Source organism: Pseudomonas sp. GGS8, assembly GCF_024168645.1.
Classification (GTDB): Bacteria; Pseudomonadota; Gammaproteobacteria; order Pseudomonadales; family Pseudomonadaceae; genus Aquipseudomonas.
Genome location: NZ_JALJWF010000001.1, coordinates 5,390,063 through 5,409,387 on the forward strand (window position 1 = coordinate 5,390,063; position 19,325 = coordinate 5,409,387).

At 62.6% G+C, this 19,325-nt stretch carries 11 protein-coding genes and 1 pseudogene; 5 read left to right on the top strand and 7 right to left on the bottom strand.

Annotated features, from left to right (window positions below; translation table 11 throughout):
- The first annotated feature begins 43 nt into the window (after positions 1-43).
- The 3 genes from J3D54_RS24055 to tkt all read left to right on the top strand — a co-directional run bounded on the left by J3D54_RS24055 (position 44) and on the right by tkt (position 3,202).
- Positions 44-772 carry a Crp/Fnr family transcriptional regulator gene (locus J3D54_RS24055; RefSeq protein WP_253423553.1) on the top strand — a complete coding sequence of 243 codons (729 nt, stop codon included), beginning with the start codon at positions 44-46 and terminating at the stop codon, positions 770-772.
- A gap of 114 nt (positions 773-886) precedes the next feature.
- Positions 887-1,141 (top strand): DUF1652 domain-containing protein, encoded by a 255-nt coding sequence (locus J3D54_RS24060; protein WP_253423556.1) that lies wholly within the window; start codon positions 887-889, stop codon positions 1,139-1,141.
- Positions 1,142-1,150: 9 nt separating this feature from the next.
- Positions 1,151-3,202 carry a transketolase gene (gene tkt, locus J3D54_RS24065; protein WP_301293481.1) on the top strand — a complete coding sequence of 684 codons (2,052 nt, stop codon included), beginning with the start codon at positions 1,151-1,153 and terminating at the stop codon, positions 3,200-3,202.
- A 9-nt stretch (positions 3,203-3,211) separates the two neighbouring features.
- Here tkt and J3D54_RS24070 read toward each other — a convergent pair whose 3' ends face one another.
- From J3D54_RS24070 to J3D54_RS24100, 7 genes are all read right to left on the bottom strand, one after another.
- Complete coding sequence (locus J3D54_RS24070; RefSeq protein ID WP_253423558.1) at positions 3,212-4,735, bottom strand: mercuric reductase; 1,524 nt, start codon at positions 4,733-4,735, stop codon at positions 3,212-3,214.
- Complete coding sequence (locus tag J3D54_RS24075; protein ID WP_253423561.1) at positions 4,735-6,078, bottom strand: glucoamylase family protein; 1,344 nt, start codon at positions 6,076-6,078, stop codon at positions 4,735-4,737. The genes J3D54_RS24070 and J3D54_RS24075 overlap by 1 nt, the downstream gene beginning before the upstream one ends.
- A 24-nt stretch (positions 6,079-6,102) precedes the next feature.
- Positions 6,103-6,249 carry a lmo0937 family membrane protein gene (locus tag J3D54_RS24080; protein ID WP_105341819.1) on the bottom strand — a complete coding sequence of 49 codons (147 nt, stop codon included), beginning with the start codon at positions 6,247-6,249 and terminating at the stop codon, positions 6,103-6,105.
- Positions 6,250-6,336: 87 nt separating this feature from the next.
- Positions 6,337-14,841, bottom strand: coding sequence for a glucoamylase family protein (locus J3D54_RS24085; RefSeq protein WP_253423566.1), 8,505 nt, complete (start codon positions 14,839-14,841; stop codon positions 6,337-6,339).
- A 121-nt stretch (positions 14,842-14,962) separates the two neighbouring features.
- Positions 14,963-15,121: a DUF3309 family protein gene (locus J3D54_RS24090; protein WP_105341824.1), complete on the bottom strand. Its 159-nt coding sequence runs from the start codon at positions 15,119-15,121 to the stop codon at positions 14,963-14,965.
- A gap of 180 nt (positions 15,122-15,301) precedes the next feature.
- On the bottom strand, positions 15,302-15,502 hold the full coding sequence (locus J3D54_RS24095; protein WP_253423569.1) for a DUF1656 domain-containing protein: 201 nt from the start codon (positions 15,500-15,502) through the stop codon (positions 15,302-15,304).
- Entirely contained in the window at positions 15,492-17,639 is a 2,148-nt protein-coding gene (locus tag J3D54_RS24100) for an FUSC family protein (protein WP_253423572.1), read from the bottom strand. The genes J3D54_RS24095 and J3D54_RS24100 overlap by 11 nt, the downstream gene beginning before the upstream one ends.
- 105 nt (positions 17,640-17,744) lie before the next feature.
- Here J3D54_RS24100 and J3D54_RS24105 point away from each other — a divergent pair.
- Both J3D54_RS24105 and J3D54_RS24110 read left to right on the top strand, forming a co-directional pair.
- A pseudogene (locus J3D54_RS24105) lies at positions 17,745-18,129 on the top strand (bestrophin family ion channel); the annotation flags it as partial.
- 76 nt (positions 18,130-18,205) lie between these two features.
- A complete protein-coding gene (locus J3D54_RS24110; protein WP_253423575.1) occupies positions 18,206-19,261 on the top strand; it encodes a lipopolysaccharide assembly protein LapB in 1,056 nt (351 codons plus the stop codon).
- Positions 19,262-19,325: the final 64 nt, after the last annotated feature.

Below are 19,325 nucleotides of genomic sequence, written 5' to 3' on the forward strand. Positions count from 1 at the left end.
TCTGTAGGTATCGGAAAAGTCTCAACCTCGGATGCTGGCTGATATGTTTGATACACCCAAGCCACAACAGAACCATCTTCTGGCGGCCCTTCCCGCACAATCGAGGGAGCGCTTGTTGCCCTACTTCGAACTGATCACCCTGCCGCTCGGCAAGGTGCTCTACGAATCCGGGGATATCCTGCGGTACGTCTACTTCCCCACCGACGCCATCGTGTCCTTACTGTATGTGATGGAAAACGGCGCATCGGCGGAAATTTCAGTGGTAGGCAATGAAGGCTTGATCGGCATTGCCGTATTCATGGGCGGCGAAAGCACGCCAAGCCGGGCGATCGTACAGAGCGCCGGGCATGCCTTTCGGTTACCCAGCCAGCGACTCAAGGATGAGTTCAATCGCCACGGGGAGATGCTCCTGCTGATGTTGCGCTACACCCAGGCGTTGATCACCCAGATGGCGCAGACCGCCGCGTGCAACCGCCACCACTCGATCGATCAACAATTGTGCCGCTGGTTGCTGCTGTCTCTCGATCGCCTGCAAGACAATCAACTGATCATGACCCAGGAGTTGATCGCCAACATGCTCGGCGTACGCCGTGAAGGCGTGACCGATGCCGCTGGCAAACTGCAACGCCTGGGCGTCATCGAATACAGCCGTGGCCATATCAAGGTGCTGGACAGGGCCGCACTTGAGCAACTGAGTTGCGAGTGCTACGCCGTCGTCAGAAAAGAAACCGAGCGCCTGCTGCCCTATGTTCCATTAAAACCGGCTTGCTGACCCGCACCTGCGTGTTCTAGCGAACAGACCCGCCCGACGGCGTCCCTCACACTCCAGCTATGAGACGGTTCAACACTCGCCCTTCCCGAGTCCACCGTCCTCACTGGAGTCATCATGCTATCCACGCGTGAGTTGCGTCACATCATCGAGTCAGCACTCCGTCCCCTGTCCTGCGAGTGCCGAGTCGATCAAAGCGGATCACTGCAGGCTCTGATATTCGAGCCTGTCTCTGGTCGAGTAGAGCTGTTGGTTACGGGAATTCTTACTGCCAGCCTCAATTGCAATCGAGCGATAGGCAAGCTCATAGCTGAAATTCAGGAGGACCTCGAAACGACTCATAGGCAGAGGCCAACACTCAGGATTGGGTAGAGGACCATCATGACCAGCAAACTCGACCAGCAATGCATCGATACCCTACGCTTCCTCTCGCTCGACATGGTGCAAAAAGCCGATAGCGGCCACCCCGGTTTGCCGCTCGGTGCTGCGCCGATGGCCTATGTGCTGTGGACGCGCTGGCTCAAGTTCAACCCGCACAACCCGCAGTGGCCCGACCGCGACCGTTTCGTGCTCTCCGCCGGACACGGCTCGGCGCTGCTCTACAGCCTGCTGCACCTCAGTGGCTACGAGCTTGCGCTGGAGGAGATCAAGCGTTTCCGCCAATGGGGTAGCAAGACGCCAGGGCATCCCGAGCGCGGACACACGCCCGGCGTGGAAACCACCACCGGACCTCTTGGCCAGGGCCTGGCCAACGCGGTCGGCATGGCGATGGCCGAGGCGCAACTGTCCGCGCGCTACAACCGTCCCGGTCATGCGGTCGTCGACCACCATACCTACGCCCTCGTCAGCGACGGCGACCTGATGGAAGGCGTGGCAAGCGAGGCCGCTTCGCTCGCCGGCCATCTCGGGTTGGGCAAACTCACCTGCCTGTACGACGACAATGCCGTTACTCTGGCCGCCGGCACCGCCATGACCTTCTCCGAGGATCGTGCGCGGCGATTTGAGGCCTACGGCTGGCACACGGTGTCGGTGCCAGATGGCAATAACCTATTGGCGATAGATGCCGCGCTGCAGGCGGCACGGGCGCAAAGCACGCGGCCGTCGTTAATTCTCGTTCGTACGCATATCGGCTACGGCTCACCCGAACAGGACACCTTCAAGGCCCACGGCTCGCCGCTCGGCGTGGAAGAGGTGCGCAAAACCAAAGAGAAGCTAGGCTGGCCCACCGAGCCGGACTTCCTGATACCCGACGCTGCCTTGGCGCATTTTCGCAAGGCCGTGGAACACGGGGCGCGGAGCGAGGCTGCCTGGCACATGCGCATGGACGTCTACACCAAGGCCTTTGCAGAACTGTCCCATGAATTGGAGCAGCGCCTGAACGGAGAACTGCCGCCAGGCTGGGATGCAGACATTCCGGTGTTTCCCGCCGATGCCAAGGGGTTGGCCACACGCGATGCCAGCGCCATGGTGATCAATGCCATCGCGCCCCGTCTGCCAGCACTGAGCGGAGGCTCCGCCGACCTCGATCCCTCAACGAAAACCGCGCTCAAGGGCCTTGGCGACTTCAACCCGCCGCCCACCACGGGCACGGATCGGCAAGGCTCTGACGTGGGCGGCTGGAGCAAAGCGGGTCGCAACTTGCACTTCGGCGTGCGCGAACATGCGATGGGCGCCATCGTCAACGGTCTTGCCGCACACGGCGGCTTCATTGCCTTTGGCGCGACCTTCTTGATCTTCTCCGACTACATGCGCCCACCGCTACGCCTCGCAGCGCTGATGGGCCTGCACGTGGTGCATGTGTTCACCCACGACAGCCTGGCGCTCGGCGAGGACGGCCCTACCCATCAGCCTGTCGAACAACTGGCGAGCCTGCGCGCCATCCCGAACCTGGTGCTGATCCGCCCCGCCGACGCCAATGAAACCGCGGTCGCCTGGCAGGTTGCGGTGACCACCCGTGACCGCCCTGTGCTGCTGGTCTTGACCCGGCAAGCGTTGCCAACCCTGGATCGCAACCGCTACGCCACGGCCGATGGATTGCGCCACGGCGCCTATGTGCTGAGCGATGCGGCGAACAGTGAGCCCGAACTGATCCTGCTCGCCAGTGGCTCGGAAGTCGCCTTGATCCTGGCGGCGGGCGAACGCCTGATACGCGAAGGCATTGCCGTGCGCTGTGTCTCGATGCCCAGTTGGGAGCTGTTCGAGGCCCTGCCGCAGGCCGAGCGCGACGCCGTACTGCCGCCGTCAGTCGGCGCGCGGCTGGCGGTCGAGTTGGGTGTGCGGCAAGGCTGGGAGCGCTACATTGGCGCGCAGGGGGACATGCTCGGGGTAGAACGCTTCGGCGCCTCGGCACCGGCCGACGTCCTGCTGCGCGAATACGGCTTCACCGTCGACAATGTCTGTGCACGCGCCAAGGCGCTGCTGGCACGGCTTTAGGCTACTGACTCAGCGCTCCATCCAGCGCGCCAAACGTGACCTGACGCGAGGAGGCAAGCGGGTTCGATTGTAGGCATCGGCGGCCTTGCGGATCGCCTCCGCCTGCGTGGGATAGGCGTGGATCACCAGGGCCAATGTGCGCAAGCCGACGCCCGCCACCATGGCCAGGGTGATTTCGTTGATCATGTCGCCGGCATGGCGAGCGACGATGGTGGCACCGAGAATCTGGTCCGTGCGCTCCCTGACGTGGATTTTCACGAAACCCACCTCCTCGCTGTCAGTGACCGCACGATCGACCTGATGCATGGGAATGGTGAAGGTTTTCACCGGAATATCCCGACGGTTGGCCTCACGCACATACAAACCGACGTGAGCAATTTCCGGATCGGTGTAGGTACACCAGGGGATCACTAGCCGGCTCATCCGCTCGCGACCGCGCAACAGGGCGTTCTGCACGACAATGCGGGCTGAAGCCAGGGCGGTATGGGTGTACTTGTGCTCAAGGCAGACATCCCCGGCAGCGTAGATAAGCGGATTGCTGGTGCGCAGGAAGTCATCGACACGGATTCCCTCACTGGCGTCGTAGTCGACACCGGCGGCTTCCAGGTTCAGGCCCTGGACATTCGGCGAGAGGCCGATGCCGGCGAGGATCGCATCGACGGCAACCGTACTGCGGTAATCGTCGCTGACCAGGTCGACCAGTTTCTGCCCACCCTCTACGCGCACGGCAACGACCTGGGTGTTCAGACGGACCTCGATGCCGTCGCGAGCGAAGGCATCCGAGAGCAGTTGCGCGGCGTCCCGTTCCTCGTTGCCGAGGAACAGCGGCATGTCTTGCACGATGGTGGTTTGTGCGCCAAGCCGGGAGAAGGCCTGGGCCAGTTCACAGCCAAGGGGGCCACCACCAATCACCAGCAGGCGGCGCGGCAACTCGGTCAGATCGAAAACGTTTTCATTGGTTAGATAACCGGCTTGCGCGAGACCGGGAATCAGCGGGATATTCGGGGCCGCGCCAGTCGCAATCAAGGCTTTGCGAAAGCGCAGGGTCTGCCCATCGACCGTTAGTGAGTCAGCCCCCGTGAAGCGCACTTCGCCGAAGAACATATCCACGCCAATTGCGCTCAATCGTGCCGCCGAATCGCCGCCGCTGAGGTGACTGCGGATACGCCGTACGCGCGCCATCGCGGCAGCGAAGTCGACCTGAATGTCGCTCGGCACTTGCGCGCCATAGTGCCGGGCATCGCGCATTTCGGCATACAACTGCGCCGTCCGGATAATCACCTTCGACGGTACACAACCATTGTTCAGACAATCGCCACCGATCAACCTGCATTCAATCAGCGCCACCCTGGCGCCGAGCGCTACAGCGGTTTTCGCGGCGCCCAGACCCGCAGGCCCCGCACCGACTATCACCAAGTGGTAGCGCTCGGCAGCGTGCGGATTGACCCAGCGCGGCGGATGCACACTGGCCAGGCGTTGACGCTCATAAGCATCCTGCGGCGTGGTGATCGACCCATCGTAGTCTTGCGTCATCAGCCTGCTCCCGCCAATGGCGGTTGCTGCAACCAGCCGCCGTGGAACCCGGCGCGCTGCAAACCGTCGCGGATGTAGGGGCAGGCGCGCATCAGCTCCCAAATCCGTTGGCTACGATGGTTCTCGATCATCATCAGTACGATGCCCTGATCGAGCCCATAGTGCCCTGCGGACACCCAGGCGCGCCCGTTGGCATCGGCGAGGCTCGGATTGAAGCTGCTGGAAAAGCGCCCTTCGACGCACATTTCCGGGTAGCGTTCCATCATATGCCGCACCGCGTCGAGGACAATTTCCGGCGCAAACGGCAACGACGCCAGCACCGAGGGGGCGCACAGTGTGCCGTCATCCGGCCCGTACGGTACGCCACGAGCGGCATAACCGAACAATCGCCGCTGCTCATTGGACAGCTGCGGCTGCTCGTCGCTCGGCCCATCGCAAGCGGACAGGCCCCAGCAGTTTTCAGCGTAGCCGGCGAACTCTTGCGGGTTACGCCGCGCGTACTCACGCTGGATGTAAGCGGCGCGCCGGCTGTTCTGGAAGTAGTCCGAGCACTTCTCACGCATGAAACCGTCGTGGATGCCGCGAAAATCTATCCATGCATGGGAGAAATGATGGACAAACAGCGGCCCGGCATAGAGATAGTCATGGTCGTAGAGGTTTTCCCACTGATAGGTGGAGGTCCATGCCCGGTAGCAGTCGCCCACGATCGCACAGCTTGGCGAGCCGAGCGCCAACACATACAGCAGGATGGCCTCGCTGTAGCCTTCCCAGCCGTAATGCAGGAACCCGCATTCGGGTTTCCAACCCTGCCTTATCGTCTCACCACTGTCCTGTGCCCAGCGCCAGTCGATGCGCCGATAAAGAAAGTCGGCCAGGCCCCGCAGCTCGTTCTCGTCGGCCGTATCCGCGCAAAAATACAGGCTTGCCGTCAACACGCCGGCAATCAGCAAAGCGGTGTCGATCATCGACAGTTCCGAGCGCCAAACCCGCACACCCGTATGGATATCAAGGAAGTGATAATAAAACCCTTTATATCCTGTCGCCGCAGGGCTACCGCTTTGATCGCTGGCCTGGAAAAAGCGCAACGCGGCGAGGCTGAACCGCAGCGCATCGGCCCGTGTCAGCCAGCCCCGATCTACCGCCAGCGGATACACTGACAGGGCGAATCCGACCACCGCGATACTGACGGGCGAGCCGGGACGCGAGGTATCGGCCACCAGTCCGTTAGGCGGATTCAATGCCTGCAGGAAATAACCGAAGGCGGCACGCTGCAGGCGATCGAAAAGCGCTTCATCGGCGAGAATGGACTGTAGTGTCCGCGAACGGCGCCCAACCCTGTTCATCGGCATGTCGATGGCCGAAGAGGCTTATGAGCGCCTACTCTGAAAGAAACTGACCGCCAGCAAAATCAGCGCCACGATCAACAGGACATGAATGAAGCCGCCCAGGCTGTACGACGTTACCAGCCCAAGTAACCACAGGACGATTAGGACAACCACGATTGTTTGTAGCATGACGATTCTCCGATTGTGATCCAGGACCTTCTGAACACCTCCAGATTGAACGCATCGGCAACATCGTTCTGTGCGCCAGCGTACCCATCAGAGAACAAGCTCAAGACGATGCGCACATCCGTCCAGCGGCACGCGAACGGCCCCTTGCTCGCAGGTCTGCGGTACACCATCGAGCAGCGCCTGCTCGAGGTCCCGGCAACGTCGTCCCGCCGACTTCAGGCTGATCGTGTAGTCGCTGCCGTCCAGCCTCAGACGGGCTTCAAAACCTGGCCAGTGACGCGGAATGCAGGGATCGACAACGAGAAACGCCCCCTCGCGGCGCAACCCCAGAATCCCCTCCACGCCGGCGCGGTACATCCAGCCGGCCGAGCCGGTGTACCAGGTCCAGCCTCCCCGGCCGATATGCGGCGCAACGGAATAGACATCCGCGGCGATCACATAAGGTTCGACCTTGTAGCGCTCGACCTGCTCTGGCGTGCGCGCATGGTTGATCGGATTGAGCAGCGCGAACAGCTCGACGGCCTTGTCCCCCTCCCCGAGTCGGGTCAACGCCAGGATCGTCCACATCGCCGCATGGCTGTACTGCCCGCCATTCTCGCGCAGGCCTGGCGGGTAGCCTTTGATATAGCCGGGGTCGAGCGAGGTGTGCGCGAACGGGGGGGCAAACAGTAGCGCCAGGTGGTCGTCGCGGCGGATCAGCAGACGCTCCAGCGAGGCCATTGCCAGCCTCGCGCGGGCGGGATCGGCGCCACCTGAGAGTACCGCCCAGGACTGCGCAATGGAGTCGATCCGACATTCCTCGCACGCCGCCGAGCCGAGCCACGTACCATCGTCGAACGTCGCCCGGCGATACCAGTCGCCATCCCAGGCCTCACGTTCCAACGCTTTGCGCAGCAACCCTGCATGCGCCCGCCACCGCCTGGCACGCTGATCATCGCGGCCGTCGGCCAAAGGCGCAAAACTGTTCAAGGTGCTCAACAGCAACCAGCCGAGCCAGACACTCTCGCCCTGCCCGCCCGCGCCAACCCGGTTCATACCGTCGTTCCAGTCGCCGCTGCCGATCAGCGGCAAGCCGTGGGCACCGGTCAGCGTCAGACACTGGTCGAGACCGCGGGCGCAATGTTCGAACAGCGAAGCCGACTCGTCCGCGGGCATCGGCTGGAAGAACGCGTCGCTTTCGCTGGGGTCCAACTGCCGCCCTTCGATGAACGGCACGCTCTCGTCCAGCACCTCGGCATCCCCGGAAGACGTGACATAGGTGGCGCAGGCGAAGGCCAGCCAGACACGATCATCGGAAATCCGCGTACGGACCCCCTGCCCCGAATGCGGTAACCACCAGTGCTGCACATCGCCCTCGACGAACTGCCGGGCGGCAGCACGCAGCAGGTGAGACCGGGTTTGCGCTGGGTGTGCGAATGCCAGTGCCATGCAGTCTTGCAATTGGTCGCGGAAGCCATAGGCACCGCTGGCCTGGTAGAACGCCGAACGAGCCCAGATGCGGCAGGCCAGAGTCTGGTAGAGCAGCCAGCCATTGAGCAGGATATCCAGGGCGCGGTCGGGCGTGCGTACCTGGACTGCACCGAGCACCTCGTCCCAGTGCCGTTTGACCGCTGCAAGTACCTCGTCCAGGTCACGCTCGCGGTAACGCAGAACCATCTCCCGGGCAGCATCGGTCGATTCGGCCTGACCCAGCAAGACCAGCACCTCGACAGACTCGCCGGGGGCCAACTCGACGACGCACTGCTGCGCCGCGCATGGGTCCAGACCGGCACCACAGGCCGCGGACAACGGTGCTCTACCGAGCAGTGCCTGGGGTGCCGCCGGCCCGCCATGGCGACCGAGGAATTCGCGGCGGTCGGCGGTCCAGGCGCTTTGCCGGCCGCCAAGATCAGCGAATGCCACCCGCCCCGGGAAGGCGATACTCCATGGGTTGTGCGCCAGCAGCATGCCAGTGGCGGCGTCGATCTCCGTTTGGATGAACGGCCCGTTGGTCCCGCGCGAGGTGCCGAGCACCCATTCCACATAGGCCGTCACCGACAGTTGACGTGGCCGCCCGGACAGATTGCGCAGGGTCAGTCGGGAAATTTTCAATGGGTCGTCCAGCGGCACATACTGCAGCAATTGCGTGTGAATGCCGTGTGCCGAATGGTTGAAGCGGCTATAGCCGAAGCCGTGCGCAGCGCGGTAGACACCGTCGTCGCGGATCGGCTGCGCGGTAGGGCTCCAAAGCTGGTGACTCTCTTCGTCGCGGATATACAGCGCCTCGCCCCCCGGGTCAGCGACCGGGTCATTGGACCAGGGGGTGAGTTGGTTCTCACGGCTGTTCTCGGCCCAAGTGTAGCCACTGCCGTGTTCCGAGACCTGGAAGCCGAACGCCGGGTTAGCGATCACATTGATCCACGGCGCGGGCGTCGTCTGGTCGCGCTCAAGCGTGATCAGGTATTCCCGCCCGTTGCGATCAAAGCCTCCCAGGCCATTGAAAAACTCCAGGCCGTCATCCCCGACCGGTGCTTGCGGCAACGGCCACACTGGCATTGACGGAGGCTGGCGGGCGGCAAGCCAGTTGCGCGGCGCAGGCATTGGCAGGCGCGCGAGCTGGTCTGCAATAGAACCACGATGGGCGATCAACTCGACTCGCGCCACGGCCTGCAGCAACGCCCGTGCTTCAACGGTCATGAGGTCGGTTCGCAATGTGTAGACCGCACCGCGCCTGCGCTCCTCGCCAAAGCGCAGGCGAGACTGAGTGCTGCGTACTGCGGTTTCTATCGCCTCCTGCAGGTCCTGCACATAGGACGACGCCCTTTCGTTGAGGATGACCAGGTCGACGTGCAGGCCCTTTATCCGCCAGTATTCACGGGCCCGCAGCAACTGACGGACCTGGGCGAGGTCCTCGACTTCGTCGATGCGCAAGAGAACCAACGGCAGGTCACCAGAAATCCCCAGCGGCCACAGCCCCGACTGGCACCCCGCCCCTCTTATGATGGCTGGCGCCGAAGCGCGAAAACGTGGGTCAACATAGAGAATCGGCGCGGCCAGGCGCTGGAAGTCCGCCGCCTCCTCGGAATCGATGCCAAGGTCGCGCAACTGCACCTGGGCCTGGGTCCAGGCCAGGGTCTTGGCGCGCTCGAAGGCATTGCGCTCATGGTGCTTGTCGATCAGATCCAGTAATGCCTCTCGCGAGCTTGCGACCACCGTCCAGAAGGCTACCCGCGCAACTTTGCCGGGCCCAACCCGCAGACGTTGGCGCAAGGAAAAGATCGGATCGAGGACCGTCCCCTGGCTGTTCGATAGCGCCCGATGCCCGGTGATCGCCAGCGCCTCGCGCACGCTACGGTTGCGGCCAAGGAAACGCGCGCGGTCAGACTCGTACTGCGGATCAGCGATCAGCTCACCCTCCACCACCACGAAGTGCGCCGCCCATACCGGCGTTTCCTCCGGTCCACGCGGGCGGCGAGTGGCGATCAGTGCCGTGAACTCGGCAAGGTATTCAGTCTGCACGAACATTCGCGAGAACACTGGATGCGCGCTGTCAGCGGCCCGAGTCGCCAGGACCACCTCGGCATAGGAGGTCAGTTCGATGTCGCGTGGCCTGCGCCCGTTGTTGACCAGCGAAACTCGCCGCACTTCGCCGTTGTCCTCGCCGGACACCAGCACTTCCAGGCTGGTGACCAGCGAGCCTTGGCGATGAATGAACTCGGCCTGATCCTCGTGGAACAGCACCTCGCCGTTTTCCACGTCGCGGCCACTGGGCTGCAGCGTCGCCGACCAGGCTTCCCCGCTCTGGGTGTCACGCAGGAAGATGAAGCTGCCCCAGTCATCGCGGGTGGCATCCTCACGCCAGCGCGTCACGTCGATATCCCCCCAGCGACTGTAACCGCCACCTGCCGAGGTGAGCATCAGCGTGTAGCGGCCATTGGAGAGCAGATGGGTGATCGGCGCACCGCCGCTTCCCGCATCGATGCGCCGCAGGGTTTCGCTGCGGCCCTCGGTCGCGGAAACCGTCACCTCTTCGGCTCGTGGATGCGCCAACAGTACGTCCCGTGGCACGCGCTCCTGCAGCAGCAGATCGCAGGCCTGAATCATCGGCTCGCGGTGGAAACGGCAGCGCATCCTGCCATCGTGCAAGGCATTGGCGATGGCAACGATGGTCATGCCCTGATGGTGGGCCATAAAGCAGCGAACGATCGCCACATTCTCGTCATCCGGCAGCCGTGAGCGGGTGAAGTCCAGCGCCTCGTAGAAACCATAGCGGCCCTGCGCGCCCATCCCGGCCAGCCGCTCGTAATTGCGGCGCGCCGCCTGCGGATCGATCATTGCCGCCAGACCGGTCGCATAGGGCGCGATCACCACGTTCTCGGACAGCCCGCGCTTGAGGCCAAGCCCGGGCACACCGAAGTTGGAGTACTGGTAGGTGAATTCCAGGTCGCGGGCGTTGTAGGCGGACTCCGAGATCCCCCAGGGGATGCCCAACGAACGGCCGTAGGCTTCCTGTAACGCCACCACCAGACGAGTGCTCTGTTCCAGCAGGCTGCCCGCCGGGGCGCGCATCACCAGCGACGGCATCAGATATTCAAACATCGAGCCGGACCAGGAAATCAGCGCCGAGCCGCCGGGGACCGGCGTTGCGATGCGTCCGAGGTGGAACCAGTGACGAGTCGGGACATCCCCCTTGGCAATGGCGAACAGGCTGGCCAGTCGTGCTTCCGAGGCGAGCAAGTCATAGCAGCTCGGATCGAGGTGATTGTCGGTCTGGGAGTAGCCGATCGACAGTAGCTTTCGTTCGGGGTCGAGCAGGAAGCTGAAGTCCATTGCCCCAGCCATCGTCCGGGCCATATCGGCGAGCGCTTGCAAGCGCGGCGCCAATGTAGACCGCGCCTCGTCCGGCGAAGTGCGGTCGCGCAGGTGTTCGGCCACTGCCTTGCGCAGTGCTTCGACCCAGAACAGCAAGTCATCACCCTCGCCGACCGGAACGACCCTGACGGCCACCTTGGCGGCCTTCTCGGTCAGCCGCTTCAGACTCGGCAGCAGTCCGTCGAATGCTTGCAGCCCCGCCAAGTGGACGCGGACTTCCTCCAGATCGTCGCGCAGTTGCCGCAGCGGCTCGCCACCTGCGCCCGACAGCCCGGCGATGGCCTCCTGGACCAGCCACAGGTCGTCCATCAGGCCGCGACAGGCCTCCTGCGCCATCGGGCTTTCCCGCCACTCATCGCAGGCGTTGGCGAGCACGATCAGGTGCCCGGCGAAGTTACCACTATCGACCGACGACACGTAGGCCGGATGCAAGGCTCGCAGGTCGTGGGTCGCATACCAGTTGAAAAAATGCCCGCGGTAGCGCGGCAGCTTCTCCAGGGTTGCCATGGTCGCTTCCAGGCGCTCGAGCGTCTCAATGCTGCCGGCCCAGCCAAAGTCGCGGGCAGCGACTGCCGAGAGCAGGTAGAGCCCAATGTTGGTCGGCGAGGTGCGATGTGCGAGTACCGGATTGGGCTGTTCCTGGAAATTGTCCGGCGGCAGCAGGTTATCCTCCGCTGTAACGAAGGTTTCGAAGAAGCGCCAAGTGTGTCGCGCGGTCAAGCGCAGGGCATGCGCGTCCAGCGGCGAAGCGGTGCGCTGGCGGGCGACCTTCGATGGCCGGCTGCTCAGCAGCGCCAGCGCAGGCGCCGCCAGCCAGAGCAACGCTAGTGGCCCGACTAGCGGCCAGGAGCTGGGCACTAAGGCCAGGCCGGCGGCGCTCATCAGCAGCGCAAGCGCGGTGCCACCAGCCATCTGCCGGTAACTGCCGCGCAGGTCTGGCAAAGGGCAGCCGGAGGCCTGCGCGGCGGTGGTCCATTCGAGCAGGTGATCGCGGCTGGAGAACATCCGCACCAACGTGCGCCCGATAGCGTCACCCATGCGCCATGCAAGGTCCGCCAAAAAGGCCAGCGAGAGCACAATCTGCAGAGCCGTGCGACGCAGGTCGGCACCTAACATGCCGAAGTGATTGCGCAGACGGATGCCGCGCCGCTGCGGCAGCAGGGAGCAGATGGTCGGCAGCAGGGCCGGAATCATCAGGGTCGCCAGCACGAACAGTGTAGCGAGCAGCGCCAGCGGCAACGGCAGCCACCAGCAGAACACCAGACTGGCCAGGGCGAAGGGCGCGAACAACGAGCGACGCAGGTTGTCGAGCATCTTGCAGCGGCCGATCGGCGGTACCGCCTGAGCCCCCGTCCAGTGCCCGAATACCCAAGGAAGCAATTGCCAGTCGCCGCGCGTCCAGCGGTGCAGACGTTTGGCGGTGACATCGAAGCGCGCCGGGGACTCTTCGATCACTTCGACATCCGAGGCCAGGCCGGCGCGGGCGAAGATGCCCTCGAACAGATCATGACTGAGCAGCCGGTTGTCGCCGACCCGGCCACCGAGCGCGGCTTCGAAGGCATCCACATCATAGATACCTTTACCGGTGTAGGAACCTTCGCCGAAGAGGTCCTGGTAAACATCCGAAACCGCCGCCGCGTAGGGATCTATGCCGCCGGGACCGGAGAACACCTGCTGATAAAAGGAGCCCTCGCCGCCCAGCGGCAGAGAGGGCGTGACCCGTGGCTGGAGGATCGCGTAGCCGCTGACAATGCGCTTCAGCGCGGCGTCGAAACGTGGGTGGTTCAACGGGTGAGCCATCTTGCCAATCAGCCGCAGCGCCGCCTCCCGCGGCAGGCGGGTATCGGCGTCAAGGGTGATCACGTAGCGCACCCCGACCGGCACTTTCGGTGCCTCGCCGGCGATGGACATGAAACTCGTCTCGCCATCCCCACGCAACAGGCGATTTAGCTCGTGCAGTTTCCCGCGCTTGCGTTCCCAGCCCATCCAGCACTGCTCGCTGGCATTGAACAAGCGCCGCCGACAGAGCAAGAAGAAGCGCTGGCCGCCGGGGCCAGGCCCATAGCGGCGATTCAGCTGTTCGATCGCCTCGGCTGCCACCGTCAGCAAGTGCGCATCGCTGTCGAGCTCCTCTTGCTGCGCATCGACGCCATCGGCCAGCAAGGCAAAGGCCAGATCGCCGCCGATGCCCGCCAAATGGTGGACCTCCAGTCGCTCGATCTGCTCCAACAGATCGGCTTCGCTGGTCAACAGCGTCGGCACAGCGATCAGCGTACGTAGCGCCTGCGGCACGCCGGCGGACAATTCCAACCCCGGCAGAGTAATGGCACCGAAACTCCAGGTGATCATGCGATTGACCAGCGCCGTGGCCACCTCGGTGACCGGCACGAACATCGACAGCAGGAACAACAGGATCCAGCCAACAGCCACGGACGGCACCGCCAAGGCCCAAGCCATTAGCGCCAGCAGCAGCGTGGTCAGCAAAAAAATGCCGCCAACATAGCCGCCAATGCCCAGGCGAATGTTAAAGCGGCTGATGCGCAGGCGCAGAGGGGCGCGAAAGCCTATGGCCCGCTCCAGCGCCGGGCGTCCCTCGGCGATCAGATGGTAGCCAGGATCGCTCGCCCGCCCGCCCCACTCCTCACCCTGCGCGACGCTCTCAGCCAGGCGGGCAGCCTCCAAGGCCCGGTCGGCGACCTCCAGTTCCGAGAGAGCCGAGCCACGCGCCAGTTGCTCGATGGCGCTGCGGTACAGGTTGCGCGTCGGGAAGTCCATAAGGGCAAACGCACTGCCCGCGCGCAAGCGCGCATCGACCAGGCTGACGCTTTCAAACAGCTTGGCCCAGTCAATATCGGAAATCAGCCGCATGCTGGTGATGATGTTGCGCACCGTAACATTGGAGGCGCCCTGGCGTTGCTGGGCGTGCTGCACCACCTCCTCGACGCAAATACCCTGTGCTTGCAGACGTTCGTCCAGCCAGCCCAGCGCCGGGGTCGTACGCGGATCCTGGTCGCGCAGGCGTTTGGCGAGTTGAGCGGCGAACAGCTCGGGCAACCGCCCGAGCGGACGTGCGGCGATATCCGCCAGCGCCGAACGGGCGCTGGCAGGTACGAGCAAACGATCGGCCAGTTCGTCGGCGTCCGCGCGGGCCATACGACCCTCGTCGATCTGCTCGGCGAGTCGGCGCAGATTCTCGATCAGGACAATACGCAGGGTGATCGCCACAGCCCACAACTCACCGATGGTCAGCGGCTGGATCCGCTGGTACGCGTCGATGAAACACCGCAGCATGTCGAGGTCGAGATGACTGTCGGTATGCGCAACGAAGGCCCAAGCCAGGCCGAAGACCCGCGGGTAGCCAGCGAACGGTCCCTCGGCGAGCTTCGGCAACTGGCGGTAGTAGCCAGGTGGCAGATCATCGCGAATTTCCCGAATCTGTTCCTCGACGATATGGTAGTTGTCCAGCAGCCATTCGGCGGCGGGCACCACGCTTCGGCCGCTCTCAAGCTCCACGGCGCTCGCCCGGTAGGCGGCGAGCAGGACCGAGGCGTTGTCGTCCAGGCGTACATGCAAGGAAAGCACGGTGGGTGGCCTGGGTGTCACCTGCTGGGCGATGGCCAGACTCTCGGCATGTTGCTCAAGTCGCTCGATGCCGAAAAGCGTCTCCCGTACCGGCGCATGGTCACTCCAGGGGGGTGATAGAACACGCTGCCCAAGTGCCCGGCGGAAGATAGAATGCATAAATAACGTTCCGAGACGCGCATCGGTCTCATTAGCAAGCTAGGTAGCGCACCTCAGACAAGGCGGCAAGAGGCTCGAAACAGCAACATGCGGCTGTACAGTCAAGCCCGGCGCCAGTCAATCAAAGTCGCCCCATTAGCAGCAGCACGATGACGATGATCACCACAATGCCCAACCCACCGCTCGGCCCGTATCCCCAACTCCTGCTGTGCGGCCAACTCGGGAACGCACCGATCAACAGCAGGATGAGAATAATTAACAGGATTGTGCCCAAGCTCATGGCTATCTCCTCGGACGCATGAAGAAACTGGCTGGTTGACTATCGCTCAAAGCGCGTCCAGCAATCTGACAAAGCCCAGATTGAGTGGATTCACAGGCACGAGTCTGTACGCCAACGCACAGAGTCCGCTCAGAAGCTGATGCGCGGTTCAACGTTAATGACCCAAGTGGACATTACAGCTCAGGCTCCCATCACCAGAATCAACGTTGCGCATACGCAGGCATACAACGCGCCTTCGAACAGGGCTTCATGCCAGACAAATCGCAATACCCCAAAGCGGCGCAAGGTCCAGTCCAACAGCAGAAAAATGGGCAAGGCCAGCAACAGGGCCTGGGCGATTGGCGGCAAATAGACGCCCCCCACTTCCAGATCAATGGGCAAGGGCTGGCACTCCTTCCTTGTCTGCGGGTTGAAAGTATTTGCGATGGCGCTCCAGAAACGACACCACGATCAACAGCGCCACGCGCATCCGGAACACCGACCATAGATGTTCGTGAACGTCCAAATGCAGGTCGTCCAGTTCATCGCCCAGGACACGCAAGTTTCCGAGCAACTGTTCAGGGTCAATCCCGGGCCGCCCGGCAATCAATTGTCCTGTCTCACGGACAGCCGCCAGCAAACGGTTTTGTTGTTCGGTACTCAGCAACGTATTGCCTTGCCCCTGCTGCCTGAGCTGGTTCAAAGCCACCCCCAGTGCCATGCACCCGAGGCTGACTTCGAACAGCTCGCGGGAATGCTTGTCGTTGGTCGCCGGCAACAGTCCCAGCATCATGGTCAGGCGATCGACCATGCGGCTTTCAAACGCAAATTGCTGTTCATCGGTGGCCGGCGTCTTCAACAAAGCGTAGACCTGCTCGCAGCTTTCATTGAACAGCCGGCGCATTCGTAAATCGGGCCTGAACGGGAAAATCAAGGCATACACGCTGAGCGCCATCGCGGCCGCGCAGATATACGCACCGGCAAACTCGAACCACTGAACGGCATTGTTTTGGCCGATTCCTGCGTTTTGCGGCCCCAGCAACAGCATGGTCGTCAGTCCAAGACCAATGCCCGTGCCGGTGGTTGGTGGACTGGCCAGCCCCACCGCGACGGCGTACAGCAATGGCGCGAACAACAAGGCGAGTAACTCGAAGTCACTGATCATCGGCATCAGCATGAATATATAGAGCGCCGACACCACCAAGGCCAGCCCCAGTCCCCTGGCAAAGCTTTGACTGGCCAGCAACGGTCGCGGAAAAGTCGCCATCAGCGAACAGAGAATCCCCACCACAATCATCCCGCCACGGGCCCCATCCCAAGCGGTCTCGATCCAGATCAGACCGGCCACCAGCAACGCGGTAAATGCCCGGATTGCATTCATTGCCGCTAATGTGAAATCCAGATGCAACGGGTTTTCCCGGCCGCGGAACACGCAACTGGCTTCACGTCCGTCCTGGATCGCGTCACTCAGTTCCAGAATCTGCCCCAGTTGCTCCAACATCCGTGCTTGCTCCCAGCGCAGTGCCCAGGCCAGTGAGCGCAGGGTCGCAGGCATCGTCTCGGTGAGTTGTTCGGCCTTGTAGGCCTGGTCATCGAAGCGCTGTTGCAGCGCCGCGAAATGGTGCCGCGCCTCGCTCGACAATGAGCGCCCTTGCACGGCCAATTCATCGAGAAACGCCAGTTCCTCGCTGCGCAACCGCTGTATCTCTTCCGGCAACGCGCCCTCCCAACGTTCGGTGAGCAGTTGCCGCTGGTGACGCAATGCCGTCAGCCGCGAAGTCAGCAGCACCAGTTGATTGCCGAGCAACTGCACCAGACTATCGGCACTGCGCAACCGTGGCGCATCGAAATACAAATGCCGACGCAGCCCTTCAAGGGCGCTGATCTCGCCCAACAGTAGCATTTGCCGCTTGTGGAAATCGGCCTCGCTTTCCTCGGTTCGAATGACCGCTGCCGCGTGCGTCGCGAGCAGCTTGATCACTTGATCGATCTTGGCGAAGTAACCCCGGGCCACTGCCTCCGGTCGCGCGGTCAGAAGGCTGACGACGCACACGCAGGCCACCGCCAACAACGTTTCTGTCACGCGAGTGACCGCCAATAGAAACGTGCCCTCCTGATCGGGTTGCGCCAGCAGTGCCACGACCACCGCCGTGTAGCCGCTCAGAACAAACGCCTGGGAACTGGTGTAGCGCAACAAGGTGCCGCCGGCGGTACACAGTGCCAACCACAGGGCCAGGGTGATGATGAAGGGCAGCGGTGCCTGGGGGAAAATAGCCATGATCAACACCGCGACTGCCGCACCCAACGTGGTGCCGGTGATTTGGCCGAAACTTCGCGCCAGGGCCATGCCGCCCAATGGCTGACTGACGATGATCACCGCCATGATCGACCACTTGGGTTGGTCGAGGTCGAACACAAAGGCCAGGTACAGCGTCAGCAACCCGGCCACGATGGTTCTCAGGGCAAACAGCAGCACCTCGCGTCCGGGGTTGAGAATCGCCTTGAAGTATTGAAGCAGCGGTTGCATGGGAGCGCTCATGGAGTCATCTCCTGCAAGCGTAGTCATTGCTTCAAGGCCTCGACGGGTTTCAGTGTCGACAAAACATGTAGGCCATTTCGCCGATGGTTACGCCCACCTTGATAGATTCGCCAAACCCAGGGGTTGATGGCGGCGGCCGAACGTGAACTTATGCTGCGTGAGCTCTGCGGGTTCGCCTATGGCCTGATCGCCCGTCTGCGCGTTGAAAACGAGATAAGCGCCATCACACCGTGGACTGTTCTGCATCCTGTTGCCGTTTGCTATGGCAGAACCTCTTGGCTGGCTGACACCGGTGATTACCGCCATTGTCAGCTACACCTTTTTCGACCTCGACGAAATCGGCGACGATCTGGAAGACCCATTCGGCTTCGATGAGAACGATCTGCCGTGCAATGCGATTTTGCGCACACTGGAGCGCGAAGTGCTGGCAGCGCTGGGGCAAACCGACTTGCCACCCGCCCTTGAGCCCTATGACTACGTGCTGAACTGAGCCAGGGTTTGACTCACAGCCCGGCCTGACCGAAGCTGGTGACTTTGCAAAAGCCTGTCAGCTCCCGGATTCCTGCATGCCTCAGTCCCGCCGCTATCTGCTCATCAGCCTCTGTGCACTGTTTGCCCTCGCCCTCGCCTGGTTTTTTGTGCGCAGCACGACGCCTGTGGTGCCGGAAACAATCCGGCGCGGCTACAGCGAAGCGCTGAACCAGGCACGCGCGGGTCAACCGGGGGCGGCACGGGTTCTTTACCAGCAATTGGGCCGCCCTGACCTGTCCGACAAGCGCCGCGTCTGGCTGCATGCCGAATTGCCCAACTACCCCAGCCCACAAGCCTTGAAACTGGCGGATGCGGACCTGCAACATCCATCGGCGCAGGTGCGCATTGCGGCGATCAAAAGCATCAGCGGTTTAGTGCCCAACGGGCAGCGCAGTCTGTTGCTCGGGCCCTTGCTCGATGACAGCGACCAAAGTGTCCGGTTTGTTGCAGTCAACGCCTTGTTGGGCTTGTCCCCGGATGAGCTGGGGTTGTATTTCGGCCCCTTGGAGCAAGCCATCGATGCCTGGGAACAGGTCCTCAAGCTCCAGCCGGAAAGCGCCGACACGCAGTACCAATTGGCACGCCTGCATTTACACAATGCCGAATTGAAGGACGCGCAGCAGGCATTGGAACGCACGTTACAACTGGCGCCCGGCAACCTGCCGGCACTGGTGATGCAGATTGATGTGCTGGACCGACAGGGCCAAAGCGATGCCGCCCAGCAATTGTTGGCGAAGCAGTTAAAGGCCCAGCCCGATTCGGCCTATCTGCAACATGCGTTGGGGCTCTGGTTACTGCATCACGGGCAAAGTGAGTTCGCGTTGCTCGGGCTGTCCAAAGCCGTGGAGCTTGAACCCGACAACAAGGATTACCGCTACGACCTGGCCACCACGCTGCATGGCGAGCAAGAGCTGGAGGCCGCACAGAAACAGCTACAGGAAATCGTCCAGCGCCACCCGGCCGATCGCAAGGCGCGCGTGCTGTTGATCAACTATTGGAAGGAAAGCGGACAGTTGCAGAACGTGCAGATCCTGTTGGCGCAGCTCGAGCAGCTCAATCCGGATGATCCGGCATTGCAGCAAGGGCTTTAATCAAGATCAAAAGATCGTCCGAACGCGGCCCGAGCCTTCGGCAGCTCCTGCAGGGGGGCCGCGC